Annotated in this window: 24 protein-coding genes; 19 read left to right on the top strand and 5 right to left on the bottom strand. The window is 42.1% G+C overall.

The window, feature by feature from the left end; translation table 11 throughout:
• Positions 1 to 3 precede the first annotated feature (3 nt).
• A complete protein-coding gene (locus WKR92_RS00235; protein ID WP_375555831.1) occupies positions 4 to 426 on the bottom strand; it encodes a protein-export chaperone SecB in 423 nt (140 codons plus the stop codon).
• Between the two features lie 25 nt (positions 427 to 451).
• The gene (locus tag WKR92_RS00230) at positions 452 to 739 is read right to left on the bottom strand and encodes a hypothetical protein (RefSeq protein ID WP_375555830.1); all 288 of its coding nucleotides are present in this window, start codon (positions 737 to 739) and stop codon (positions 452 to 454) included.
• Positions 740 to 770: 31 nt separating this feature from the next.
• On the opposite strand from WKR92_RS00230, the gene WKR92_RS00225 reads away from it, so the two are divergent.
• The 16 genes from WKR92_RS00225 to WKR92_RS00150 all read left to right on the top strand — a co-directional run bounded on the left by WKR92_RS00225 (position 771) and on the right by WKR92_RS00150 (position 20,634).
• A complete protein-coding gene (locus WKR92_RS00225) occupies positions 771 to 1,124 on the top strand; it encodes a DegT/DnrJ/EryC1/StrS family aminotransferase (RefSeq protein WP_375555829.1) in 354 nt (117 codons plus the stop codon).
• Complete coding sequence (locus WKR92_RS00220) at positions 1,121 to 1,450, top strand: ferritin-like domain-containing protein (protein WP_375555828.1); 330 nt, start codon at positions 1,121 to 1,123, stop codon at positions 1,448 to 1,450. The genes WKR92_RS00225 and WKR92_RS00220 overlap by 4 nt, the downstream gene beginning before the upstream one ends.
• A 597-nt stretch (positions 1,451 to 2,047) precedes the next feature.
• A complete protein-coding gene (locus WKR92_RS00215) occupies positions 2,048 to 3,058 on the top strand; it encodes a LacI family DNA-binding transcriptional regulator (protein WP_375555827.1) in 1,011 nt (336 codons plus the stop codon).
• Between the two features lie 11 nt (positions 3,059 to 3,069).
• Positions 3,070 to 4,548, top strand: coding sequence for a mannitol dehydrogenase family protein (locus WKR92_RS00210; protein ID WP_375555826.1), 1,479 nt, complete (start codon positions 3,070 to 3,072; stop codon positions 4,546 to 4,548).
• Positions 4,549 to 4,597: 49 nt separating this feature from the next.
• A complete protein-coding gene (locus WKR92_RS00205; RefSeq protein WP_375555825.1) occupies positions 4,598 to 6,040 on the top strand; it encodes an amidohydrolase in 1,443 nt (480 codons plus the stop codon).
• A 45-nt stretch (positions 6,041 to 6,085) separates the two neighbouring features.
• Positions 6,086 to 7,024: a fibronectin type III domain-containing protein gene (locus WKR92_RS00200; protein WP_375555824.1), complete on the top strand. Its 939-nt coding sequence runs from the start codon at positions 6,086 to 6,088 to the stop codon at positions 7,022 to 7,024.
• A 90-nt stretch (positions 7,025 to 7,114) separates the two neighbouring features.
• Positions 7,115 to 10,189 carry a SusC/RagA family TonB-linked outer membrane protein gene (locus WKR92_RS00195; protein WP_375555823.1) on the top strand — a complete coding sequence of 1,025 codons (3,075 nt, stop codon included), beginning with the start codon at positions 7,115 to 7,117 and terminating at the stop codon, positions 10,187 to 10,189.
• 39 nt (positions 10,190 to 10,228) lie between these two features.
• Positions 10,229 to 11,920, top strand: coding sequence for a RagB/SusD family nutrient uptake outer membrane protein (locus tag WKR92_RS00190; RefSeq protein ID WP_375555822.1), 1,692 nt, complete (start codon positions 10,229 to 10,231; stop codon positions 11,918 to 11,920).
• A 25-nt stretch (positions 11,921 to 11,945) separates the two neighbouring features.
• Complete coding sequence (locus tag WKR92_RS00185; RefSeq protein WP_375555821.1) at positions 11,946 to 13,238, top strand: ComEC/Rec2 family competence protein; 1,293 nt, start codon at positions 11,946 to 11,948, stop codon at positions 13,236 to 13,238.
• A 2-nt stretch (positions 13,239 to 13,240) separates the two neighbouring features.
• Positions 13,241 to 14,158, top strand: a complete 918-nt coding sequence (locus WKR92_RS00180; RefSeq protein ID WP_375555820.1) for a glycerophosphodiester phosphodiesterase family protein — start codon at positions 13,241 to 13,243, stop codon at positions 14,156 to 14,158.
• 1 nt (position 14,159) lies between these two features.
• Positions 14,160 to 15,890: a sodium:solute symporter family transporter gene (locus WKR92_RS00175; RefSeq protein ID WP_375555819.1), complete on the top strand. Its 1,731-nt coding sequence runs from the start codon at positions 14,160 to 14,162 to the stop codon at positions 15,888 to 15,890.
• 2 nt (positions 15,891 to 15,892) lie between these two features.
• On the top strand, positions 15,893 to 16,831 hold the full coding sequence (locus tag WKR92_RS00170) for a DUF6772 family protein (RefSeq protein ID WP_375555818.1): 939 nt from the start codon (positions 15,893 to 15,895) through the stop codon (positions 16,829 to 16,831).
• A gap of 27 nt (positions 16,832 to 16,858) precedes the next feature.
• On the top strand, positions 16,859 to 17,194 hold the full coding sequence (locus WKR92_RS00165; protein WP_375555817.1) for a hypothetical protein: 336 nt from the start codon (positions 16,859 to 16,861) through the stop codon (positions 17,192 to 17,194).
• Positions 17,195 to 17,231: 37 nt separating this feature from the next.
• The gene (locus WKR92_RS00160) at positions 17,232 to 18,341 is read left to right on the top strand and encodes a metallophosphoesterase (protein ID WP_375555816.1); all 1,110 of its coding nucleotides are present in this window, start codon (positions 17,232 to 17,234) and stop codon (positions 18,339 to 18,341) included.
• 46 nt (positions 18,342 to 18,387) lie between these two features.
• Entirely contained in the window at positions 18,388 to 19,710 is a 1,323-nt protein-coding gene (locus WKR92_RS00155; protein WP_375555815.1) for an FAD-dependent oxidoreductase, read from the top strand.
• 48 nt (positions 19,711 to 19,758) lie between these two features.
• Positions 19,759 to 20,634 (top strand): carbohydrate kinase family protein, encoded by an 876-nt coding sequence (locus WKR92_RS00150; protein WP_375555814.1) that lies wholly within the window; start codon positions 19,759 to 19,761, stop codon positions 20,632 to 20,634.
• A 150-nt stretch (positions 20,635 to 20,784) separates the two neighbouring features.
• Here WKR92_RS00150 and WKR92_RS00145 read toward each other — a convergent pair whose 3' ends face one another.
• Complete coding sequence (locus WKR92_RS00145; RefSeq protein WP_511261553.1) at positions 20,785 to 21,072, bottom strand: PIN domain-containing protein; 288 nt, start codon at positions 21,070 to 21,072, stop codon at positions 20,785 to 20,787.
• A 45-nt stretch (positions 21,073 to 21,117) separates the two neighbouring features.
• Between WKR92_RS00145 and WKR92_RS00140 the strand changes: the two genes are divergently transcribed.
• Complete coding sequence (locus WKR92_RS00140) at positions 21,118 to 21,351, top strand: hypothetical protein (RefSeq protein ID WP_375555812.1); 234 nt, start codon at positions 21,118 to 21,120, stop codon at positions 21,349 to 21,351.
• Positions 21,352 to 21,512: 161 nt separating this feature from the next.
• On the opposite strand, the gene WKR92_RS00135 is transcribed toward WKR92_RS00140, so the two are convergent.
• Together WKR92_RS00135 and WKR92_RS00130 are read right to left on the bottom strand one after the other, a co-directional pair.
• Positions 21,513 to 21,719 carry a hypothetical protein gene (locus tag WKR92_RS00135; RefSeq protein WP_375555811.1) on the bottom strand — a complete coding sequence of 69 codons (207 nt, stop codon included), beginning with the start codon at positions 21,717 to 21,719 and terminating at the stop codon, positions 21,513 to 21,515.
• The gene (locus WKR92_RS00130; protein WP_375555810.1) at positions 21,716 to 21,880 is read right to left on the bottom strand and encodes a helix-turn-helix domain-containing protein; all 165 of its coding nucleotides are present in this window, start codon (positions 21,878 to 21,880) and stop codon (positions 21,716 to 21,718) included. Before WKR92_RS00130 ends, WKR92_RS00135 begins: the two co-directional genes overlap by 4 nt.
• Before the next feature lie 313 nt (positions 21,881 to 22,193).
• Between WKR92_RS00130 and WKR92_RS00125 the strand changes: the two genes are divergently transcribed.
• Together WKR92_RS00125 and WKR92_RS00120 are read left to right on the top strand one after the other, a co-directional pair.
• Positions 22,194 to 23,771 (top strand): LamG-like jellyroll fold domain-containing protein, encoded by a 1,578-nt coding sequence (locus tag WKR92_RS00125; RefSeq protein ID WP_375555809.1) that lies wholly within the window; start codon positions 22,194 to 22,196, stop codon positions 23,769 to 23,771.
• A 65-nt stretch (positions 23,772 to 23,836) separates the two neighbouring features.
• Complete coding sequence (locus WKR92_RS00120; RefSeq protein WP_375555808.1) at positions 23,837 to 25,387, top strand: glycoside hydrolase family 76 protein; 1,551 nt, start codon at positions 23,837 to 23,839, stop codon at positions 25,385 to 25,387.
• Positions 25,388 to 25,396: the final 9 nt, after the last annotated feature.

The raw sequence follows: 25,396 nt of genomic DNA, 5'->3' as shown, positions 1-25,396 counted from the left end.
TTGTTATTTTTTCTTGGAGCTGCCTTCCTTTGCCGCTGTTATAGCCTTTGCTCGTTTTTCTTCCGCTAATGAGACGAAATTGAAAGATGGGAGATAAACAGGACTATATCCGGCATTTAAGGTTAGATTGGATATAAACGTCCTTACATACGGAAAAGCTATTGCAGGAGCATTTACTTTAGTAAAATCTGAATTAAGAAATTCGTGGGTCAATTTTTCATCGGATTCAAAATGTGCTATAGCAGTAATATGTAGCCGAAACCCTTGATCTGGAGCGAATAACTCAATATTAAACCTTGTCGCGAAATGTTTGTTTTCTTCGTCGTTATAAAGACAATCGACTTCAAATTTGGAAGTTTTTAATTCACTTGTAATGGAAGTTTCAAATGTTGCCACGGTTAAGTTCACATCAGTAAACTGAACCAATCCAAGTTTTATTTTATTTGTTTTTTTAGGCTGCACAGATCAAGTCATTGCTGTTTAAAGAAACGTCTGTCAAATCGTCATTATCGATGAAGACAGTATAAGATGGCACTACAACAGACTTAATTATTGCATCATCCGGAAACAAATCTCTGGTGGTAATATCAGATTCCCTAGATTTATCTCCGAACAAGTCAAAATAATAGTCATGAAAGGTTCCATTCATTTTATCAAAATAGTCATCTATTTTGACTCCCTCAAAGGGGTATTTCCATACGAAGTTCTGAGGGCCGGGCAAGAAGCCAAAGGCGATCATCCCGGTGCACCTTTACGGTATGCCTGCCAAGATGAATGAAATCATGGAGATTGCGAAGGAGTACGGTATCCCGGTGGTAGAGGATGCTGCTGAAGCATTGGGTTCGACACTGGACGGACAGGGGATGGGTACTTTTGGTGATCTGGGGATTCTGTCTTTTAACGGAAATAAAATTATTACTACTTCAGGGGGCGGTGCTTTGATATCTGATAATGAAGACTATATAAAGAAGGCTCGTTTCTTGGCTACGCAGGCTCGTGACAATGCTCCGCATTATGAGCACACGCATATTGGTTATAACTATCGGATGAGCAATGTGTGCGCGGCGATTGGTCGTGGACAGATGGAGGTATTGCAGGATCGTGTAGATCAGCCGGAGGTTTGATCGGTAACAAAGATGTTCTTACGGCTGCGCTTAATATTCATTCGGTAGAGGCGAGGCATGCGTCTCATTTGAGGCAGATGCGGAAAGCGAGAGGTGGCGCCGCGGCCAGCTTGAAGCCCTGGATAACCGGCGCTAACGACACGGGAATAGGTGCAGCAGTAGATGCTGTATATGAGGGGGAGGATAATAAAAACCAAGCGGGCGTGGAGATTGATCAGTTGAACGGTGCAGGTGGAAAGATATCTGTTAATGCTGCGACGGAATCTTTTGATGAACCTTTAACTGCCGAGGCTGTACTGGCTATTGTAAGTCCGTTTATCAGTTAGCGGTTTTTTTCTTGCATTAATCTATTCTACTTAGATTAATGCAAGTTTTTTTATTCCTCTGAGCCATTTACTTATAAACCGACATATTCAAGCAATTATGCCACTCTATCACTATTGAAAACCGCTCAGGTGATGGGGCGATATCATTAATGTTGCAGCTTTCATATGGTTTGATATGAAAACTAAGAGTTGTATATCTGGAGATTCCGAAGAAAAATGCTGGTATTGAATTTTTTTTATTAAAAGATTTTGGAATTATGTTAATCGTTTAACTATATTTGAAACACGAACCAAAGAAGAATGCTCTTTTTCCGCACTGAGTCTTCTTGAAAATAAAAATTATGAAAAGAATAATCACAAGAATATCAGTTACGAATTACTTTTTAAATATAAGGAAAATTAACAGTAATGGTTTATATAACACATTTTTAACAAGATCTTGATATTGGAGAATCGCTTTTGTAATGACGATTTTTCGCTTGTTGAAATTCTTTTAGATGTTCTGTGTGTGCCTAGAATATGATAAAATAAAAGCTGAACAACTTGTAAATTTTAGTTAATCGATTAACCAAATACCATATATTTTTACTTATAAATATGAGAAAACGGGTTTCTTTAAAAGATATAGCGCATGAATTAGGAGTTTCTACAGCCGTAGTTTCTTACGTCTTGAATGATAAGTATGAGGGTAGGGTCAGTGAGGCGAAAGCCCAACAGATCCGCGAGACGGCCAAAGAGCTTAATTATACGCCAAATCAGATTGCAAAAAGCTTGAAAAAAGATAAGACTTTTACCATTGGGCTGATTATCGCTGATATCTCTAACCTGTTTTATTCCAATATTGCTCGGTACATAGAGGATGAATCTAAAAAGCATCAATATAATATGATCTTCGGTAGTGCAGATGAAAATGCTGAAAAGTTTAATGAACTGGTACAGGTCATGCTCAGTAGACAGGTGGACGGGATTATTCTGGCAGCGCCAAAGGGCACCGAGTCTACTTTAGAATACCTGAAAGATCAGTATATCCCCTTTGTTTTAATTGACCGTCACTTCCCAAGCATCCCTGATATCAATACAATCGGTATTAATAATTTTCAGGCTTCTTATAGGGTGGTAGAGCATATCGCCAAAAATGGTTTCAGGAAACCAGCCATGGTAACGCTCAGTGTGGATTTGTTTCATATGCGCGAACGGACTGCGGGTTTTAAAAATGCATCAAAGGAGCTCTTGAATATCCTTAAGCCGGAAGTGGTTGAAATAGACGAAGAGGTGTTGTCCGGAGAAATAGAAGACCGTATGCTGAAGCTTATAAAAGACGGGGTAGATCTGGTTTATTTCTCTACGAATAAAATCGCCATGGAGGGTCTTGCTGTGTTAGTCAAGCATAATATTAGCGTGCCACGGGAAATAGGAATCATTTGTTTTGATGAAGCGGATGCCTATAAAATTTTTCATACCAGTATCACTTTTGTAAAGCAACCTTTACAACAGATTGGACAAGAATCTGTGGAGCTTTTGATTTCACTGATAAACGGCAATCAGTCGGCAAAGAGTATCGTACTGGGAACACAAATTATTGCAGGAAACTCAAGCGCGCCACATTAACGAATAAGAAGATGGAACAATCTATAGACCTCAATATTAAAAATCTAAACAAGCTGTCCGAAAGGATAGCGGTTCCCGCGTATAAGCGTGATCAGGTGCGCGTGGGTATGGTGCATATCGGCATTGGAGGGTTCCATAGAGCGCATCAGGCTTATTTTGTCGATAATTTATTAGCGCAGGGCCTGGCCTCAGAGTGGGGTATTTGTGGTATCGCTTTGCTTGAGTCAGATAAAAGAATTTACGATGTCCTGTCAAAACAGGACGGACTGTACACCTTAATGGTTCCAGATACCGAGGGTGACTTGTCTGCCCGGGTAATAGGTTCTATCATAGAATTATTATATGCTCCGGGAGATCCCTCGTCCGTTGTAGCTAAGATGGCGGATGAATCCATTCGTTTAATTACGCTCACAATAACCGAGGGAGGATATAATTTTGATTCCGAGGGAAACTTTAACTGGGAAAATGAAATGGTTTTATGGGATCTTCAGAATCCCGATAGTCCGAAGACTATTTTCGGGTACTTAACTGCTGCCTTAAAGTCGCGGTATTTAAAAGGAGGCGGCGAGCTCACGATTCAGTCCTGCGATAATATAGAGCATAACGGAAATGTGTTACGCTGTATGTTAGGGGCTTACATATCGAAAGCGGCTCCGGAAATAAGCCATTGGGTCGACGCCAATGTGGCATTCCCCAATAGTATGGTCGATCGGATTACCCCAGCGACTACACCGACCTTAGTAGAAACCTTGGAGAAGGACTTTAACGTGCAAGACGGCTGGCCAGTGATTTGCGAATCTTATATTCAGTGGATTATAGAAGATTCCTATGCAGGTCGGCGTCCTGAGTGGGAGCGTGCAGGGGCACAGATGGTGGCCGATGTTACACCTTATGAAAAAATGAAGATTCGCCTACTGAATGGCGGACATACCCTGGTAGGTTTGATGGGTGATCTATTAGGCTATACCTATATCCATGAAAGTATAGCAGACCCGGTGGTTGCCGAACTGCTTAAGTTTTATATGGATACGGAGGTGACGTCCACGCTGGATTCCGTGCCTGGTGTGAACTTAGAGCAGTACAAAGCAAAACTGGTGGAACGCTTTAAAAATAAATTTATTAAAGATGAAGTAGCCCGTATTATATCAGGTAGCTCGGATAAGTTTCCCAAGTTTATTCTTCCTGTCATAGCCGATCGCTTAAAGTGTGAGCAACCCGTGCGTATAGGGGCACTCATTGTTGCGGCTTGGTATATGTACCTCGTTAAGCGCCTTTCCGATGGGTCAAATATACAGGATGAACAGGCTGATACTTTATTGCAGCAAGTAAAACAGGCCGAAAAGCAGGGAGACCCGAGCATATTTCTGAATCAAGTTTCGATTTTTGGTAACCTAGGGGAGGAATCTGTTTTTAAGGAATGTTTTCTGACGTATGTAATGAAATTGCCTCATATCAATCTGAAAATTTGGGTCGAAGCTGAATTAAACTAAGACTAAAATAAATGACTAAAAAACTATTCATTAATAAATACTAATAATTATGAGAACACAATTACTATGGTTGGCTATCGTCATGTTGCCCTTATCACTATTGGGACAAGAACGAGGTAAAGTACCTTTGGAGTACCTCGACGATTCATTCGGTACTTACGATGAGATGCAGAAGGCGATATGGTCAACTAACGAACTAGGTTTTTTAGAAACCAAGAGCTCAGATATTCTTCAGGAGCATTTACAAGAACATGGGTTTCAGGTTGAAAAGGCCGTAGCTGGGATGCCGACTGCATTTGTCGCTACCTATGGCAGTGGCTATCCGGTTATTGCTGTTTTAGCCGAGTACGATGCTCTACCGGGAATGTCTCAGGATACCGTGCCCTACCGGCGGCCCCTTGAAGAGGACGGTAATGGACATGCTTGTGGACATAATGTATTTGGGCCGGGTGCGGTAGCCGGCGCGGTGGCCATTAAAAAATGGCTGGCCAGTAACAAGCAGGAGGGAACAATCAAAGTATTTGGAACCCCAGCTGAAGAAGGCGGAGGGGGAAAGGTCTACTTGGTCCGCGACGGATATTTCAAAGATGTGGATGTGGTGTTGGACTGGCATCCCGGATCGAGAAATTTTGTCGACGTAGCTAATGGGTTTACTGCTGCTCAAATGATTGATTATACCTTTCAAGGAAAAGCAGCTCATGCGGCCGGAAGTCCCGATAAGGGTCGATCTGCGCTGGATGCTGTAGAATCCATGAATTATATGGTGAATATGCTCCGTGAACATATTCATTATGCATCACGTATCCATTATGTCATTACTGATGGAGGTAAAGCGCCTAATGTGGTTCCCGAAGTGGCAACTGTGTCTTATTATATTCGGCACCCCAAACGAGATGTACTAGAGGATTTAGTAACATGGGTAAACCAAGCTGCCGATGGAGCAGCAATGGGCACGCAGACCAAGGTAGAACGCGAGACCATCGCCGGGTTTTACGAAAAATTGGCAAATCGAACCTTGGCTGAATTGGTGCAAAAAAATCTGGAGATTGTCGGCGGTGTTCATTACGATGATCGGGAACGTTCTTTTGCTGAAGGGATTGTCAATGAACTTGGTCTTGAGCCGAGTGTATTGGAGCGAGCAGTTAAGATACAACCGTTGGCAGATGAAAAGCCAAAAACGGGCGGAGGTTCTACCGATGTAGGTGATGTGAGTTGGAATGTGCCCACCATCACTTTTGGAACTGCGGCTTTTATTCCAGGCAGCCCCGGTCATAGCTGGCAAAATGTAGCTGCTGGCGGTACGACCATCGGTACCAAGGCGCTCATCAATGCTGCAAAGGTATTTGTGCGTACTGCGATTGACCTCTATACTGATCCTTCCTTAATTGAAAAAGCAACGGAAGAGTTTGAGTCGCGCAGAGGAGCAGACTTTGAGTATGTGCCTTTAGTAGGCGATCGTGCTCCCGCGCTGAATTATCGCCAGGAGAAATGAGCAGGTTAGAAGTTCAATGTTTAGTCATTAAAAATTATAAATAAGATGAAAAAATTAACAAACTATTGCTGTCACCTGATCGTGTTCACTTTGTTGCTGGCTTCGTATTCATGTAAGAAGGAAGCATTAGATACTGGGGGAACGACAGACAAGGTTCCAACAAATGTGCATTTATCGGATTACTCGAGTGCAAGTATTACAGTCGCCTGGGACCGTATTGAGGGTGCTACGTCTTATACGGTACAATTACTAGGGTCAGAGGATAGTGAACAGCCGTTAGATGCTTACACTACCACCTCGAAGGATTTTTATCGATTCAGTGGACTAGAAGAGACTCGCGGTTATTATTTGCGTGTACGAGCTAACGTTAATTACGACACCGGGGAGTGGGTGTACATCACGGACGGGCAGGAGCGCGCGCGGATTATGCCTAAGTATGGTATCGTTGATAAAGATTTCGAAGAACCAGAACCGGAACCAGTTAAAGAGCTTTATCCTAACTTTCCCGAAGGATGGGAAAATCATGAAAGTGTGAGAAAAGGAGGATATGGCGGCGAATCCGATGTATTCCCGTCGGGTGAATGGTTAATGCCCAATATGTATCTCAATTCGGTTGATGCTATCGTACACAAGATCGGCGAGTGGGGGTTGATGATGCGGAACAATGTTGCCACGTCTTTGGAGATGAATTTCGACCTGCCGTATGGAGCTTCCAAGTTCTCATTCTACTATGGTACTGTAACAAAAACTAATAGCAATGATACGGATGCTGAGAGCAATCCCATTCTTGTAACTGTAGAGTATTCTCAGGATTCTGGAGTGACCTGGATTGCTTTAGGTGATGTTTTAGAAGTAAATTCGGTGGAAATACAATATTTCAAGGAATACGAATTAGATATAAAGGGACCAGTGCGCTTCAGAATCAGCAAAAACGACTCAAGAGCAAGGCTGATGGTCGATGAGATATCAGTGCATGTAAATTAGATATAAATAATGGATTATGAAGTGAGCATGAACAGTCTCTATTTGAGCGACATGGTGTTACGGATTGTCCATAAAACAAACTTAACAATTATGAAAAGACAATTAGCCAAACTGCTTGGTACCCTTTCAATGCTACTGATTTCTGTAGCGTTGTCGGCACAAACTGAGCAACGGGAAATTAGTGGAAAAGTGACCGACGAGGGAGGTCAACCATTGTCAGGTGTGAGCGTAAGCGTAAAGGAAGAGAGTATGTCCACGATGACCAATGACGACGGAGTTTATAACGTTAGCGTACCGGATGCTGCCTCCACGATACTTTCTTTTTCTTTTATCGGAATGAAAACACAGGAGATCGCACTAGGAACGAGTAATGTTTTAAATGTGGTTTTGGAACTCGATGCGATGAATTTAGATGAGGTCGTTGCCATCGGTTATGGAACGGCCAGAAAGAAGGATTTAACTGGCTCGGTAGCTGTTGTAGAAGGTGCTGATCTCGAGAAAAGAAGAGAAATTGTACTTTCTCAGGCCTTACAGGGAGCCGCACCGGGGATATCGGTTACTAAAAGTAGCAGTCTGCCTGGTGCGACAGCCACAATTAGGATAAGGGGGATTACAACTATTGGGAATAGTAATCCGCTTATTTTGGTGGACGGTATACCGGTTGAAAGTATTGATAGGATAAACCCTAATGATGTGGAAAACATATCGATCCTAAAGGATGCTGCATCTGCGTCTATTTACGGCGCAAGAGCATCTGCTGGGGTTATTCTCATAACCACCAAACGAGCTAAAACCAATCAGTTAAACCTCGAGTATCATGGTATGTATGGGTTGATAACACCGACGCAATTTCCTGAACCAGTAGATCATATACGATATATGCAGATGATCAATGAAGTGGCATGGAACGATGGCGGTAATCAGTCAGGAGCAGATTACAATGTCTATAGTAAAGAGTTTATCGAGGATTACGATGCAAATCATATATTGACCGGTTCAGACCGTTTCCCGATTATGAATTGGATGGACGAGATCATCAAAGATTATGCACCAAATACCCAACACGGGCTTTCCTTGACATACGGTAATGATTTTGTTAAAACGAAGGCTTCTTTAAATTATGAAAAAGCAGATGCTTTATACAACAACAGATCGTTTGAAAGAATCTCATCACGGATGAACAATGAATTTACTATAACAAAATTTTTGTCAGCCGATGTAGGTGCATCTTATTTACGTTCTGTTAATGATCAACCGGTTAACAACCCACTTTCCCACGTCTATAAATATGGGCCCTTAGAAACTCCATATTGGTCTGATGGTCGTATTTCACCCGGTAGAAATGGTACAAATACTTGGGCAAGAGTAAATCATGGAGGGTTCGATAATAGCGTGGGCGACGAATTGACCGGAAGATTAGCCCTCAACTTCACACCGATAGAAAATCTGATCATTTCAGGTGTTATAGCACCAACAATTAGGTCTGTAACGGGTAAACGATTCGTCAAACAAATACCTTATTACGATTTAGATAACACAACAACCACTTCCGGTTATATCTCAGGAAATCTTATTACAAGTTTGGCAGAATCGCGAAGCGAAATTCGTACAACAACGAAACAGTTGACGGCTAACTATGAGGCTAGCATTGGTGAAAATCACGATCTATCTGTTATGGCGGGTTATGAAGACTATTATAGATTTCAAGAAGGCTTGAATGCATCTTCGAACGATTTGTCGCTTTCGAACTATCCTTACTTGGATCGGGGAAATCTAGATTTTATGTCGAATGACGGGAATGCGATAGAGAACGCTTATAACTCCTATTTTGGAAGGATAATATATGATTATGCCGATAAGTATCTAGTGCAAGCGAACATTCGTTACGATGGATCGTCGAGATTTCATAAGGATTATCGATGGGCAAGTTTTCCTTCTGTAGCCGTAGGGTGGGTGCCCACAGAAGAGCCATTTATAAAAAATCTTGACATTACTGCCTTGGATTTTTTCAAACTAAGGGGGTCGTGGGGAACTCTTGGTAACGAGCGTATCGGAAACTATCCCTATCAGGCCATTATGAATTTCAACAACACGCTATTTGTGGAAGACGGAAACATTGTGTCGAAAACCACGGCCGCACAAGTAGGCTACAATATTCGAAACATCTCCTGGGAAACTACTGAGTCTTGGAACATCGGATTCGACGCTAGATTAATTTCAAATAAATTGTCTGTAACTGCCGATTATTATAAGAAGACCACGCGCGATATGTTGTTAGCACTCGAAATACCGGCATTTATGGGATACGATAATCCGGATCAAAACGCGGGGACCATGAATACCAAGGGCTGGGATGTCCAGGTAGGTTGGCGAGATCGTATTGGAGAATTCAGATATTCGGTTTCTGCGAATATATCGGATTATGAGTCGATGATGGGCAATCTGTCGGGAATTGTTTTCTTGGGTGACCAGATCATCAAAGAAGGTGTAGAGTACAACTCTTGGTATGGCTACCGTTCTGACGGGTTATTTCAATCGCAGGAGGACATTGATAACTCAGCCTTGCTTAGTCAGGTGGTAAGACCGGGCGATGTTAAGTATCAAGATGTGGGTGGTACTGGCGGTGAACCCGACGGAGTTATCAATCCGGAATACGATCGGGTTCCTCTAGGCGGATCCTTACCGAGGCTTCTTTACGGCGGGAACATCAATATGGATTATAAAGGCTTTGATATGTTCGTGATGTTTCAGGGTGTTGGAAAAAAAACCAGTCGTCTTGCTGTTGACATGGTGTATCAGACGGCAGCATGGCACACGTTCCCTGATTTCGTGGACGGAAATTATTATAGCGAGTACAATTCTGATGAACAGAACCGAAATGCAAGATTTCCACGTCTATCACAATTGGGCTATGATGGCAATAATTATGAAACTTCGGATTTTTGGCTGTTTGATGGGTCGTATTTCCGGTTAAAGAATGTGACGTTAGGATATACCTTGCCGAGTAAATGGCTGAATGCCGCAAAGATATCAAATTTGAGGGTCTATGCTTCAGCTAATGATTTGTTTTCCATTGATAACTACCCGAAAGGATGGGATCCGGAGGCTGGTTTGACGGCCTATATTGCCAGGACCTGGAATTTTGGTGTTGAAATTCGATTTTAATAATTAAAAATTTCTGATCACCAAGAAAAATTAATACAAATGAAAAAGATTATAATATCTATCCTATCGCTTCTCGTTTTTACGACAAGCTGCCAAAAACTAGATCTGAATCCTTTGTCGGAAGGATCTAGCGAAAATTGGTACAAAACTGAAGATGAAGTTATCATGGCGCTTAATGACCTATATAGGGACGCCCTTTGGTATGTAGAAGGTGCAAGGTTATATAATACAGATCGCTGGACGGACGATTGGAACCAACGTGAGTATTTATACGATTGGGTTGCCGGCTCGATTACAAGCGAATGGAGTGACTCCAGAAATACATGGGCAAATACCTACAAAGGTATTACGAGAGCAAATACTATCTTGAGTAACTTAGAAAATGGGCAGGCTAATATTCCCGAAACAAGACTGAACCAATTACGCGCTGAAGCATATTTTTTTCGCGCTAGCTTTTACTCTTATTTGGTGTTTATGTACGGTGACGTGCCGTTACTGACAGATTATATTACCATCGAGGAAGCTTTTACTACTGGTCGGACCGACAAAGCCATCGTGCTAGAACAGATTTATAAGGATTTTGATACGGCGATCGAATTTCTTCCGATTAGTGATAGCCAGCGCATTACAAAAGGTGCGGCATATGCCTTTAAAGCTCGAGTAGCGACTTGGATGCTGGACTACGAGACAGCCCGGAATGCTGCGAAAGCTTGTATGGATTTAGGGGTGTACGATCTACATCCGGATTATGGGGATTTATTTCTTTCTACAACAAACCAATCTCCTGAGTTCATTTTTATTATTCCTCGCTCTGAACAACTTACAGGAGAAAACATGGGTGGAAATTCTTTCCTGCCACGAACCCTTGGCGGAACCAGTACCGCACAACCCTCTTGGGAATTGTTTTGTGCGTATACGTGTACCGACGGTCTCCCTATAGATGAGTCTCCATTATTTGACCCTCAAAAACCGTTTATGAACAGAGACCCTAGGCTATCGGAACTTGTACCCGCATTTGGAACGCCTTTTCATGGTTTTATTTATGATCCGGGTGCTACGCATGTTTTAGATCTTGCAACAAACAAGATGGTCGTAAATCGGGAGACGCAGTTAAGCTCGCAATTTGCTTCTTACAATGGTTTAGTTCTAAAGAAGGGTGTTGACGATGCATATGCGAACAAACGGGCGGATCCGAATATAATTATCATGCGGTATGCGGACGTACTGTTAATGTATGCGGAGGCAAAAATCGAATTAAATGAAATTGATGATTCTACTCTGGATGCGATTAATCAGGTACGAGCACGCGCATATGAAGCTTCGCCTGGACAAACGGCGTTCTATCCAGCGGTTACAGAAACCGGACAGGCAGAACTCAGAACTATTCTTCGCACGGAGCGCCGGACTGAATTGGCCTGGGAAAATCGGCGTTGGTTCGATCTGATTCGTTGGAGATTGGCCGAAATTGCTATTAACCGTCCGGTATACGCATTACCTGTAAAGTCCGGTCTAGAGGAGAATATTGCTTCCGGGGATTATTTCTTTCCTAAAGGACCATTACCGGAAGTAGATGAAAATGGCTTGGTGGATTTCTCAGCGATGTCGCAGACGGGAAAAATAAGAACAGTTGTGACAAGAAACTTTGATAAGAGTCGGCAGTATCTTTTTCCAATTCCTTCCAGAGAGGTAATTATCAATCCGGATAATATGAAACAGAATCCCGGGTATTAACTGATTGTATATTAAATTCAAAGTAATGAAACTAAAAAATAATAAATGGATCGGATTGGTTGTGTTTATTTTCCTCCTCTCGTGTAGTAAAGACGGTAGTGGAGAGCTCAGTACAGACAAGAAGCCAGACGACGATGAGCAGGAGAACTCTATGATTGGGAAGGTTCTTCCCGATTGGGAAGATGGATATTTGGACATTCATGCAATTAACACAGGACGGGGCGAAAGTACCTTGTTGATCTTTCCCGACGGTACCACAATGCTGGTCGACGCAGCAGCCTCGTTAATCGACGCTAACGAAGAGATTCCGCCTCCAGCTCAGAAACCTAATGATAATATTCGTCCGGGAACGGCAATCACGAATTATGCGAAACATTTCATTAAACCGGCAAGCAATAAGCTGGATTATATTATGTTGAGTCATTTTCATCCAGATCATATGGGTGGCTACAGTGAAGATCTGCCGATGGGTCCGGGTGGCAATTTCCGCATGGGTGGAGTGACTGAGGTAGGAGCAAAGGTCCCCTTTGATAAGCTGCTGGATCGAGGGTATCCCGATTACAATTATCCTAGTGATTTAACATCGAACCCGCGGATCTCCAATTATATCGACTTTATGGAGTGGGCGGAATCAGAATATGATGCAACCGTTGAGCAGTTTGAAGTGGGACGGGATGATCAGGTTGTTTTACAGCATGATCAGGGGAAATACCCCAGTTTTAAGGTTCAAAACCTTGTATCCAACGGGGTGGTATGGACGGGTACGGGTACCGATACCCGGAATACGTTTCCCGATGCAGTCACGTTGGTGTCAGCGAATGCCCCAGCAAATATTTTCAGTATAGGTTTTGTGATGTCTTATGGAGACTTTGATTATTTTTCTGGAGGCGACTTACAGTACAATGGCCGCTCCAGCTATCCATGGAAAGATATCGAAGCTCCGCTGAGCAGCGCAGTGTCTTCAGTGGAGGTAATGAAGGCCAATCACCATGGTACGTCCAACTGCAACGGTGATATGCTTTTGGGGAAATTAAAGCCACATACCGTGGTGGCACATACTTGGCGTGATGTGCATCCCAATCCTGAGACCGTGGGTCGGATGTATGCAGCGGATCCCGACTGTCAGGTATTTACAACTAATATGACCAATGCCAATAAGAGCCGATTGGCTGAATATCTACACCAGATGAAAGGAACGCAAGGTCATATTGTTGTAAGAGTAAAGCCGGGTGGGGGTGAATATTCAGTTTATGTACTGGATGATAACAATCAAGATTATATTGTGAAGAGTGTATATGGACCATACAAAAGTAAGTAAACATGAAAAAGAGAATATGCTTATTTATAGGTTACATCGCGTTTTACTTATGTGTTATTATCACAGGTAAAGCAGTGGCACAGGAGAATGCAAACTATCGGGTTTTTAAGGATAGCAAAGCCTTACATCAGTTCTATCAACGAATCGGAGAGAAACAGCCTACGATCATTCAGGGGCACCGCGGGACAAGAGAGCATGGTCTACCAGAGAACAGTATCGCTGCCTTCGAATATGTGCTGAGTCAGATGCCGGCGATATTTGAAATTGATCCCCGTTTAACCAAGGATAGCGTTGTGGTTGTATTTCATGATGCAACGCTGGAGCGTACTAGTAATGGTACAGGAAGGGTGGAGGATCATACTTGGCTGGAATTACAGAAGCTGAATCTTAAGAACGCTGCAGGAGATGTTACCGAGTATAGGATTCCTACATTATCCCAAGTGTTGGAATGGGCTCGGGGAAAGACGGTTTTGATACTAGATAAAAAAAATGTGCCCCTACAGATTATTGCAGATTTGCTGCGCAAGCATGATGCAAATAGCTACGTGATCAACATGGTTCGTTCTACAGAGGATGCCCTGTTTTATTATCGAGATGAACCCCGCCGGATGTTCTCGGTATCCATCCGAAACCCCGAAACCTATTTTAAGTATATCAATGCCGGCATTCCGAAGGAACAGATGTTTGCCTGCATGGGAACGGAGCTAAGTGACGATATGATTGCTTTGACTCGTCTCCTACATGATGAAGGGGTAAGTGGTTTGATAGCAACAGCATCCTCATATGATAAATTACCAACTAGGGAAGAACGAGCGAAGGCTTATAGAAAAATCGCAAAGCTCGGTATTGATATCATTGAATCAGATTATCCAACCGAGGTAGCAGAGGCATTAAAAACAAATACTAGAACAGAAAAATAATATGGAATTAGCCGATTATATAATCATACTAATATATTTTGCAGGTCTTTTAGTTTTAGGTGGTGTCCTGGGGAAAAAGGTAAAAACTTCTGAGGATATGTTTATAGCAGGACGAAACTCGTCCTGGTGGCTGTCGGGACTGTCTACCTACATGACTATTTTCTCTGCTAGTACCTTTGTGGTTTGGGGTGGAGTGGCATATAGATCTGGTATCGTTGCTGTTGTAATTGCCATGATGCTAGGGATTGCCACGTTCTTTGTGGGCTGGTTTGTCGTGGGGAAATGGTCAAAACAGCAGATTGATTCGCCTGCCGAGTACCTGGGAATACGCTTCAATACGTCCGTGGTTCGATTTTATACCATCATTGGTATTGTCGGTCGAGGGATACACATGGCAGTGGCTTTATATGCTATAGCGATTATGGCTGTAGCACTTATCCCGCTTCCTGAGGGACATTGGTTGGCAAATCCTACTACCGGTCATTTATCGGTGACATATGCCGTTTTGTTCCTGGGAATTATAACCCTGATATACACGGCGGCAGGGGGATTCTTAGCTGTTTTGATGACCGATGTTGTGCAGTTCGCCGTATTGTTTGGTATGATCTTGATCATGGTTCCCCTGTCTTTCGATAGTGTAGGAGGGGTCGGTGCTTTTATAGAAAAGGCTCCGGATGGTTTTTTCTCGTTATTCAGCGAGCAATATTCCTGGGGCTGGATGGTGTTATGGTTGTGCCTCAACTTCTTTATGATTGGAGGAGACTGGGCATTTGTACAACGTTATATCAGTGTACCTTCCGTTAAGGAAGCAAAAAAAAGTGCCTATCTCGTCGGGACATTATATATCGTCACCCCAATTTTGTGGTATACTCCCGCATTGGTGTATCAGGTGGTCAATCCGGATGCCAATCCGGAACAAGCTTATATGTTGATGAGTCAGTATATTTTAAAGGCAGGCATGGTTGGTCTTATGCTTGCCGCTATGATATCGGCAACCTTAAGTACAGTGTCGAGTAACCTGAATGTGTTTGCCAATGTTTTTGCGTACGATATTTTTCGTCCGGCACGCCCTAATGTGTCCGATAGAACGTTGATTTCTAGTGGACGATGGTTCACTTATATATATGGTTTATTGATTACGGGTGTGGCGGTTATGATTCCCTATTTTGGGGGCGCAGAGCGTGTGGTTGTACCTATCTTGACCTTGGTTATTTCTCCACTTTTTATTCCTTCTATTTGGGGGCTTTTTTCTAAGCGAATCGGATCAAAAGCGGTTTGGTGGTCCATGGGTATCACTTTTTTTCTAGGTATCACCATGAAAACGGGACTTTTCTTCGAAGACTTTGTAAGCCGACATGTGGAATTTGTTGACGCCTTTATTGGCTTTGTAGTGCCCTGTATGATCCTGTTGGTCATAGAGTTGTTCTTGTGGAAGCAGGAAACCGATGCGGGTTGGAATCGGTACACACAAGCGTCAAAAGAAGCGGAATACGTTGACCCAGAGCAAGTGAAAAAGAATAAGGTAGCCGGTGACTTATATTCCTCCATGGGTATTAAGATTATGATGGGAACTTATGCAGCTATCGGTATCGCTATGGGTGTACTTGCTTTTTTTGATCCGAGCCATAGAGGGGAATTATTATTATACGCTGCATTATTTATTGCGGTTTCAGCCTTGGTTCTGTTCTTGTATTTTTTCAAATGGTCGAAAAATAAGGCTCAATTAAATTAATTATGGATACAACATTTTTGTCTCGTTTTCAGCCGCTTAAGCGAGTATTGGTGCACGATGTTTTTAATGCCGGCTATAATGGTTGGATGGAAATTATGCCTAATTTTAACGAAGCGCCAGACTTCGGGGAGAGTCCTAGTATTATGGTCAAGCATCAATGGCCACCGGTAATGCTTAGCACGGCAACTTTCCGATATCCGGGTTCTCACGGTTCCTTATCAGGGCAATATAGCCTGAAAGTTTCTACCCGTCCGATTGCCAACCCTTTTGATCAACCACCGGCTCCGGGGTCTATGGGACACGCTATAAAGCGTCTCTCTTTTCATCATCTTAAACGCAGATACCTGCAATTCGAAATGTGGTTCGCTTTTACCGCCGAACAAGATACCATTGAAGGGGACGGACCTCTCCCCGGTCTCCATGAGAATTCCATTCGGGCATTTGGGTTTGGCTGGGATTTACAAGAACGGGGCAATCGGTTCTTCTCTGGTGTCCGCTATTTAAATGCACTAGATGGTAAATTGCAAAAGAAATGGCAGCTGATTTACCCTTCTTCGAAAGACGATAAAGATTGGGCTTATGATACTGAAGGTGACTGGTGTATTAAAGGTGTGGATCCCTTCTGGTTTGGAAAGCGCTATTCCGACGGGAGGCATGATGGGTATAAAGATATCGACGGAGGGCAACAATCCCTGGTGTATAATGAAACGGATTGTAAGATTAATTGGCAATATGGACGCTTGTTAATTGATACCGAAAAGCGGGAGTATGTAGAAATGCAATGTCAGGACAAGACATTCGATTTAAAGCGGCAACCCATTTATGTTACACCGCCTTATGATCGGATTGATGGGTTAATGAATCCGCTGGTTTGGATAGAGACGGATACGAACCGCCGGGTTTTTCTTTATTTGGATTCCGTGGTAATTTCTCAGGAATAGTCATCGTATTTAAAGTAAAACGAAAAAATGAAATTATTTAATGCTTCGCACATAGAGGTAAAAAAAGATTTTAAAGAAGATTTTCAGACTAACCCTTATGAAGCAGGGTGGGCGGATGAAGCGATTTTTTTTATTGACGTTGAAGGTTTGTCTGGTATGAATCCGACTCTTACAGCCGCCGTTGAAATTTCTCATGATGGAGTACATTGGACGAGTGAGGGAACTGTGTCGGAACCCATTTCTAAGGAGGGTTTACATTTCGTGCGTGTCAAGCACTTCGGTAATTGGCTACGTTTAAATTGCCAATTAGAAGGTGAACAGCCGGTTTTTCGGCTTAATATCCAGTTGGCCTTGAAAGGCTAGAGACCGTTCGAGATCCATTCTATTCAAAATAATACAGATGAAAAAAACAATTATCAGCTACCTATTGATATTTATAGGTGCTTTACCTGCACTGTTCGCACAAGAGGAATATCAAAAACCAAGTCTGGAGAACAAAGACTCCTGGTCGATGGTAATGATTCCCGATATACAGAATTACGTCAAATGGGGCAGAAACCAACCCATCCTCGATTTGATGATGCGATGGGTGGAAGAAAATATCGATACGCTCAACATAAAGATGGTTGTATGCGTGGGGGATCTGGTTCAGAATAATGAAAAAATAATTAATGATTACGATGGGAATCAGACGACCCAACAACAATGGAAGGCTGCCTCGGATGCCTTCGCCATTCTGGATGGTAAGGTTCCTTATATTACAGCGGCGGGAAACCATGAATATAGTATAGACCGGGTGGGAAATCGATCATCAAGATATTCCGAGTTTTTTACCAGTGAGCGAAATCACCTAAACCAGAAACACCTGGTGCAGAATGCCCGTAATGAGCAAGGACAGCCAACGCTTGAGAACTCGGCAATAGAATTAAAGAGTCTGAACGGGAAAGATTATTTGTTTATTACCGTTGAATATGCACCCCGTGACACCATAGTTACCTGGGCTAAACGAGTGGTCAACTTGGAGCAGTATAAGGATCATCGGGTGGTATTCATTACTCATGCCTTTATCACAGCAAAAGACGAATATGGCGCTTCAGAGCCAAGTTGGATATATTGGGAGCCATATAATATAGATAACAAAATTCAGAAGTCTTCACCGGTTTTCTTGCCGAATGCCAATAACGGAAAGCAGGTCTGGGAAAAGATAGTAGAACCTGCATCTAATATTGAATTGGTGCTCTCAGGTCACTATTCAGGAGAGGGTTATCGGATAGATGACAACGCCGTTGGGAAATCGGTGCATCAGGTTATGTTTGATGCGCAGAGTATGGGCGGAGGACATCGCGACGGCAATGGAGGTGACGGATGGTTGCGGATAATGGAGTTTTTTCCGGATGGTAAAACGGTTAAAGTAAAGACCTTTTCCCCATTGTTTGCTATCTCACCCACTTCTCAGTCACACGCTTGGAAAAAAGATGTTCGGAATGAATTTACAATTAAATTTGATTAATAACCTTTTAAAGTGACAGGCATCGATTGACGGTGCAATAGATATTATGAAAGAAGAGAAAATAATAAAAGAAAGTATACAACAAGTAAGGGATGTTCCCGTGATCGCGGAATATGATGTTGTGGTATGTGGAGGCGGCCCTTCAGGTTTTATTGCAGCAATTGCGGCCGCCCGGGGTGGGGCTAAAGTTGCGCTGATAGAAAGATTGGGGTTTTTGGGTGGAATGGCTACAGCTAGCCTGGTGGCTCCAATAAGTGTGTTTAACTATAATGAACGCAGAGTCATTGATGGTATTCCCTGGGAATTCATTGAACGTCTTATAGAGATTGGGGGAGCCCGAGAAGAGAAGCCGATCGGGAATATTACATTCGCTCCGGAAAAATATAAGCTTATTGCGCAGCGTATGGTGCTGGAGGCCGGGGTGGATCTATATTTCCATTCGTACCTGACCGGACATAAAAAGGAGGGGAACCGGATCTCTCATATTATCATAGATAATAAAAATGGAGCGGAAGCTATTGCTGGTAAATATTTTATTGATTGCACTGGGGATGCGGATCTTTCCTATCAGGCAGGTGTGGAAATGCAGCCCATGAGCTCTGAATTGCAACCTGCGACATTGATATTTATGTTAGGGGGTGTGGATACCGATTCGCTTCCTATGATCCGTCATAGCAAACAAGGCGTAAATTACCATGATCTGGATATGCGAAAGATACTCGAAGATATCGGATCCGAAGGTAAGCTGCCTGGTTATGGAGGACCCTGGTATTGCGGGGTTATGGACAATGGAATGGTTCTGGTCAACATGACCCGAACCTACGCGAATATGGCCGATAACCGGCAGGCGACCCGAACAGAATGTAATCTTCGAGAGGATGTATTTACATTCCTAGAGCTTTTAAAGAAAAATGTTCTTGCATTTAAGCATGCACATCTGATCATGACCGCACCTCAAACCGGAACCCGGGAGACCCGGAGAATTAAAGGGGTTTATACATTGCAGGGCGAGGAATATATTGAAGCCCGGGATTTTCCGGATTCCATATCAAGAGGCTGCCACCCGGTAGATATACATTCGGCGGATTCCACGAACCAGCGTTGTCAGTTTTTAAAGGACGCTGCCTTCGTACCTTACCGGTGTCTTATCGCACCCGATTTCCCGAACCTCCTTGTCGGGGGACGTGCCTTTTCGGCGGATGGGGTATCTTCTGCTTCTGTCCGCGTGCAAGCCTCGGTTATGGGCCTCGGACAAGCAGCAGGTGCTGCCGCGGCTTTATGCGTCAGTTCAGGCGCCGACGTGGATAAGGTCGATATCACTAAACTTCGAAGCACATTGATGGAGCACGGAGCCAATCTTACGAATTAATTTCTGAAATAAGGTTAAGACTTACAAAACAATCAATACAGTAGATAGATGAGAGAAAAATATGTAATTTGCTTCGGAGAGATTCTTTGGGACAACCTGAAAGAGGGTAGAATGTTGGGGGGGGCTCCGCTGAATGTCTGCTATCATTTAAATAAATTAGGGATTAAAAGTAAGATTATAACCCAGATCGGATCAGATCAGGACGGTCAGGCTATTTTAAAAGAGTTGAAACGTTTGAAAATTGATAGCACTTTTTGTTCAACTATCTCCAATAAACCCACGTCTACTGTGGAGGTGGACGTAGGGGATGCAGGTGAAGTCGTCTATGATATTGTCGACGATGTGGCTTGGGACTATATTGAAAGTTCTCCAGCGATTGAAAGCGTGGTGAATGAAGCCTCAGCGTTGGTTTTTGGCTCCTTGATCGCTCGAAACCCAGTTTCCCAAGAAACATTATTCAAACTAGTTGAGAAAAGCAGACTTCGGGTTTTTGACGTTAATTTACGCCACCCTTTTTATTCTAAAAATCTGATACTTTCCCTATTGGAGGTAACTAATATTCTCAAGCTTAACGCGATTGAACTGGATATTATATCCGACTGGTTGGGCAATTCAGACGGATCCTTTGACAGTCGAGTTAATTATATACAGAGATATTTTCCGGGTATTGAGGAGATAATTCTAACCCTTGGAGGTGATGGAGCTAAATATTACTCTGCGTCAGAGCAATTGACAATCAACGCACAGCCTGTAAAAATTAAAGACACTATAGGCAGTGGCGATGCCTTTCTTGCTGGTTTTCTTGCATATAAAATGGAAGAGAGATCGGTAAAAGATTCTTTGAAAATAGCTAGTCACATATCATCCTATGTTGCCGGGCAGCAGGGCGCTTGTCCGGATTATCGTTTGGAAGATATGTTGTAGGCTGCATCCAGCCCTGCGATGGACGCCGTGTTGATGAGCGTTATGATCCTATGTGTTGCTATGCTTGTTTCAAGATGGTCGTTTTAGTTATTAAAAATCCCACTTGACATTGTTGACAAGTGGGATTTTTTGGTTCAGGTTCGGAGCTATTTACTTCCAAATCTTTAATCTCTTTTCAATCTCAGCAACGAGAGGCTTGTTATTCTGGAAAATAAAATTGGTTGCCACTAGCTCTTCTAACTTTGAAGCTGCTTGTTTCTTAACAAGAATATTGGCTTCTACAAGCTTATCAAATATCCAAATCGTGCCGTGATATTCGATGTCTTTATTTTTGGCACAATTACGAACAGTTTTGTCACTGCTCAAAACATATGCATTTAATATATTGGCAATGTGCAAAACTGATTTATCAGTTTCAGATAAAGATTTGAGATAAATTCTGTCACCGGTGCTGTTGCTTCATAACAACTAAATCATATAATCATGGAAAATAACGATAGCAATCCTACCAAGCCCAATGGTGACGAACAAAACGAACCTATAAAAAGCAACCAGAATCCACCAAAGGATCCGAATAAGAAGGAAGATTCCCAATCTGAACAAAAGCAAGGTAATGAAGATGATGTACCTGAGTATAGCAATCTAGATATTGACGAAAGTACTGGCGGTTCTGGATTCGATGATCCTGAAGATGGCGTGATTGATCCTGAGGAATAGTTTTAACTACTATAGTATTTTCGTACTACTAAGTAAGGGTTAGTGTTCAGTCACTTTTAGTTTTATGTGCTCGGTTATCCCTTAACCGAAAAATACCCGTTTGGGCGAGCTGCCGAGCAGGTATTCATATACTTGTATGGATTTATTATATTCTGATAATGTTAAATTTCTATAGCAATATCTTCTTTGAACATCGTATCAATATTAATCGTCCCCATTAAGAATTTGTGGAAGGCAGTATTCTTCGTATTAGCATACAAAATTCCTCGGGCGGTTCCAGTCGTCAGCATAGCTAGATGCTTACCGAAGTTACCCGGTAAGATTATTTCCCCTTTCTTTGTTAGCTTTTTGAAAGCCTCTTTTTTCACTTTGGAGCAACGACAATAAGGTCTACACCTAACACCTCGCTCAAGCGCACCAATGTATCCAAAGTGAAATTCTCACTGCCCTTAACCCATTTACTCACTTGCTGTTTAGAAACGTTCATTTTTTCTGCTAAATGCACTTGTTTCCAACCCAATTCATCCAAACGCTCTAATATTTCAAAAGCGATAAGATTAGAAATTTTTGAATAACTTTTTCGGGCTAAACGAGCTTTGGCTCTTTCAACTGTCTTCCAGACTCGGGAACCGTAATCGCTTATTGGTTTTAAGAAAATAGAGGATGTCTGTACTTGCAGCTATTGGAGGGCGGAACGCGGAGAGGAAGAGTTGGTGAATTATTTCCTCAACATATCGTCAAGCTATTGTTTTTTTAACTTTAAATTATTACTTTTAATGATCCAATTATCATAATACCTAACCTTAATATTACAAACACAGTCGTAATTCAAATGCAATAGTATGTTTAAAAATCATTACTTATTATTTTTATGCCTAGTATTTATTTTCACAGGTTGTTCTAAAGAAAAAGAGCCTACCATTATTGACTTGACTTTAGATCAAGCAAAAGTTTCCTTATTACCCGGTAAGAGCATTAGTGTAACTATTGAAACGGGGAATGGTGGATATACGGCTACTTCTTCTAATAAGGATGTCGCTACGGCAACTATTTCGGAGGATGTGGTTACTATTACCGCAACTACCAATGAAGATAGAGCGAATGCAGTCATCATTATAACCGATAAAATGTTTAAAAGAAAAAACATTGAGGTTGATATAGCTAAGGTGTTTGATTTGGCTCTGGATATAAACCAGGCTTCTTTGGAAGTGGGGGTTGAGGATAAGAACGAAGTTGTTGTTAAGGTGAGTACTGGAAATTTCGGTTATAAGGCTGAACTTTTGGATGACTCTGATCAGTACATTTCGCTTGATATCTCTAAGCTTGAGTCTCATGGTAAGTTTACGGTAAAAGCAATTGCCGCTGGCTCTGCTAAGGTTAAGATCACAGATGCTAAAGGGAAAGAAACGATTTTAGAAATTACAGTAACGTCCCCAGATGAATTAGTTGTTGACAAAAAATCGATATTATTAAATGCGGTTCAAGCAAGTGATGTTATCATTGTCAGTGCGGGAAACGGTGATTATAAAGCTGAAGTTGCAAACGAGAACGTTGCTAAGGTTTCAGTAAACGGCGATGAGATTACCGTAACAGGAAAGACGAACGGAGTTACTACATTAACGATTACAGATAAAAAAGGCCAGCAAACTACAGTTGATATCACGGTAAATGGTCCTAAATATGCAATGAATTTGAGTGATCAATATTTTGCTTACGCAAATTTCTCAGATATTGCTGTGGTGGATAATTCGATAAAATCTTTAAAACAAGTAACGTTTGAGCTTACTTGTAAAATTGATGGCTATCGGGGATTGCAAACCTTTATGGGTTTAGAGAATGGGTTAATCATAAGGGGAAAGAACGACGATTATAGAGCTACACATCCTATTCAAATAGCAGGATTGGGAGACAAAATCATGTTAGAAAGTACGAGTAGCTTCAATCTTAATGAATGGACAAATATTGCATTGGTTGTTGATTGTACAAAGGATGATGTAAAAGATAAATACAAATTATATATTAACGGAGTAGAGGATGTATTAATCGTTACCAGGGAAGAGGAAACTCATAGTGTGGTAAATTTGGCTTCAAGTTCTGATGGAAATCGGTTTCAAATAGGTCGATCAAGTGGGCAAGATTGGCGAGTGATGAGAGGCGCGGTATCGGAAGCTCGTGTTTGGACCGTGGCGCGTACTGGCCAGCAAATCAAAGATAACATGTGTGACTTAGATGAAGAAAGCCGTACTGGACTTCTTGCACGATGGGATTTCTCTGCGGGTACGGATACCGATTATATCCAGGATAGCAATGGTGGCAAATATGAAACTAACCTTATTATTGCCAATGCAAAAATCGCAGGCAATTATACTCCGGTGATCGCTCCAAAAAGCACATTTATTGAAAAAGGCTGCCCAAATTAAATACAGAATTAGCTATTCGATTTTAACCCTTTTTATAATTAAAACTATTACCAATACCTTTTGAAATGAACAAAGCATTCATATTATTTATAGTTTATATTTGTACGTTAGGTTTTATATCTTGCAGTAAAACCAGCTTTCTAGACCCGGAAGACACCGTCGGCACATCTATAGACCCGGTTACCGAATTAAAAGCTAGTGCTACAAATGAAGAACATGAAATTGAACTTAGCTGGACGAACCCTAATGATGAGTCTCTGCTAAAAGTTGAGATTACTTATAGGAGTCTTAAGACTAATGCCACGTTGAGTCCTAATCCTATTTTGGTGGATGCGAAAAGCGGAGCTGAGTCGCAATTAACCATCCTCGTTCCTACCAGTGACCGCTATATAGTTTCGGCTGTTGCAATCAATAAGGCTGGGGCAAGATCATTAGCGCTTTCGGTAGAAATAAGCCCTTACTCGCCAGATGCTAAGCCCGAAGAAGCAGACATTCCGGTGTTTTTAAGAAGGGCTGATACTTTAATGAATTCACTTGTTAAGTTATATCTGGATGGCAAAGAACGTGATATTTGGAGTAGCAATTATCCGCATACTGATGGCTACTGGGGCGGGGCAGCTGTGATATGGGGGCATGGTGGAGCGTTTTCAGGCTATGCAGCATTAAAAGAGGCTGGAGAAGCCTACCCGGAATATAAGACCAAATATGAAAGTCTATATGATGAAAGATTGTTGACGGGTATTGATCAGTTCCGCAACCGAAGAGATGGTAGAGCTGAGGCTTATGCAGTTTATCCAGGGGATAATGATGAAAGATACTATGATGATAACGTTTGGGTTGGAATTGATATGGTTGATTTATATCTTCTGACTAAGAATACGAAATACTTAGATAGAGCTAAATTAGTCTGGAAGTTTGTCTTGGAAGGCACGGATGATGTCATGGGAGGTGGGGTTTATTGGAAAGAGTATGGTGATTCAAAAAACACCTGTTCAACTGCCCCATCAGCCGTATTAGCTGCCAAAATGTATTTGGCTACAAATGACGAAACTTACCTGAACAGTGCAAAAGAACTATATAGCTGGGTTAAAGAAACGCTTCAGGATCCAAGTGACTTTTTATATTGGGATAATGTTCGCTTGACAGACCAAAATGATCCAAACTCAATACGTATTGATAAATCAAAATTTTCGTATAACGCTGGCCAACCTATGCAAGCAGCAGCTCTTTTATACAATATTACCGGTGACAGCAAATACTTGACAGATGCGCAAAATATCGCAAAATCGGCATATAGAAAATGGTTTGTTCCCTTTAACTCTTATATACTTGGTGAGTATTTTAATATTTTAGAACCTGGGCATGTGTGGTTTCAAGCGATTATGTTTAGAGGCTTTATTGAGCTATATAAAATCGATGGCGATAACACGTATGTTAATGCCTATAAGAAAACGCTAGCCAATGCATGGCTGTCCAATGCTCGGAATAGACAAACGAATTTAATAAATGGAGACTTTCGGGGTGGAACTAGTCAAAGTTCTTGGGAGATATTACATCAAGGGGCTTGTTTAGAAATGCTCGCACGTTTAGCCAGTCTAGAACAGGAGGGTTTATAATCTGGTTTC

It is taken from the genome of Albibacterium profundi (assembly GCF_042159835.1).
GTDB lineage: Bacteria > Bacteroidota > Bacteroidia > Sphingobacteriales > Sphingobacteriaceae > Albibacterium > Albibacterium profundi.
The sequence above is the reverse complement of the archived record's forward strand: the minus strand, read 5'-3'. Positions and strand labels throughout refer to the sequence as shown.

Coding starts and splice junctions, on each gene's coding strand:
- WKR92_RS00140 (WP_375555812.1), top strand. CDS start 21,118: ATGGAAAATAACGATAGCAATCCTACCAAGCCCAATGGTGACGAACAA.
- WKR92_RS00160 (WP_375555816.1), top strand. CDS start 17,232: ATGAAAAAAACAATTATCAGCTACCTATTGATATTTATAGGTGCTTTA.
- WKR92_RS00205 (WP_375555825.1), top strand. CDS start 4,598: ATGAGAACACAATTACTATGGTTGGCTATCGTCATGTTGCCCTTATCA.
- WKR92_RS00195 (WP_375555823.1), top strand. CDS start 7,115: ATGAAAAGACAATTAGCCAAACTGCTTGGTACCCTTTCAATGCTACTG.
- WKR92_RS00215 (WP_375555827.1), top strand. CDS start 2,048: ATGAGAAAACGGGTTTCTTTAAAAGATATAGCGCATGAATTAGGAGTT.
- WKR92_RS00175 (WP_375555819.1), top strand. CDS start 14,160: ATGGAATTAGCCGATTATATAATCATACTAATATATTTTGCAGGTCTT.
- WKR92_RS00190 (WP_375555822.1), top strand. CDS start 10,229: ATGAAAAAGATTATAATATCTATCCTATCGCTTCTCGTTTTTACGACA.
- WKR92_RS00125 (WP_375555809.1), top strand. CDS start 22,194: ATGTTTAAAAATCATTACTTATTATTTTTATGCCTAGTATTTATTTTC.
- WKR92_RS00165 (WP_375555817.1), top strand. CDS start 16,859: ATGAAATTATTTAATGCTTCGCACATAGAGGTAAAAAAAGATTTTAAA.
- WKR92_RS00170 (WP_375555818.1), top strand. CDS start 15,893: ATGGATACAACATTTTTGTCTCGTTTTCAGCCGCTTAAGCGAGTATTG.
- WKR92_RS00150 (WP_375555814.1), top strand. CDS start 19,759: ATGAGAGAAAAATATGTAATTTGCTTCGGAGAGATTCTTTGGGACAAC.
- WKR92_RS00155 (WP_375555815.1), top strand. CDS start 18,388: ATGAAAGAAGAGAAAATAATAAAAGAAAGTATACAACAAGTAAGGGAT.
- WKR92_RS00210 (WP_375555826.1), top strand. CDS start 3,070: ATGGAACAATCTATAGACCTCAATATTAAAAATCTAAACAAGCTGTCC.
- WKR92_RS00225 (WP_375555829.1), top strand. CDS start 771: ATGAATGAAATCATGGAGATTGCGAAGGAGTACGGTATCCCGGTGGTA.
- WKR92_RS00180 (WP_375555820.1), top strand. CDS start 13,241: ATGAAAAAGAGAATATGCTTATTTATAGGTTACATCGCGTTTTACTTA.
- WKR92_RS00120 (WP_375555808.1), top strand. CDS start 23,837: ATGAACAAAGCATTCATATTATTTATAGTTTATATTTGTACGTTAGGT.
- WKR92_RS00230 (WP_375555830.1), bottom strand. CDS start 739: ATGATCGCCTTTGGCTTCTTGCCCGGCCCTCAGAACTTCGTATGGAAA.
- WKR92_RS00185 (WP_375555821.1), top strand. CDS start 11,946: ATGAAACTAAAAAATAATAAATGGATCGGATTGGTTGTGTTTATTTTC.
- WKR92_RS00200 (WP_375555824.1), top strand. CDS start 6,086: ATGAAAAAATTAACAAACTATTGCTGTCACCTGATCGTGTTCACTTTG.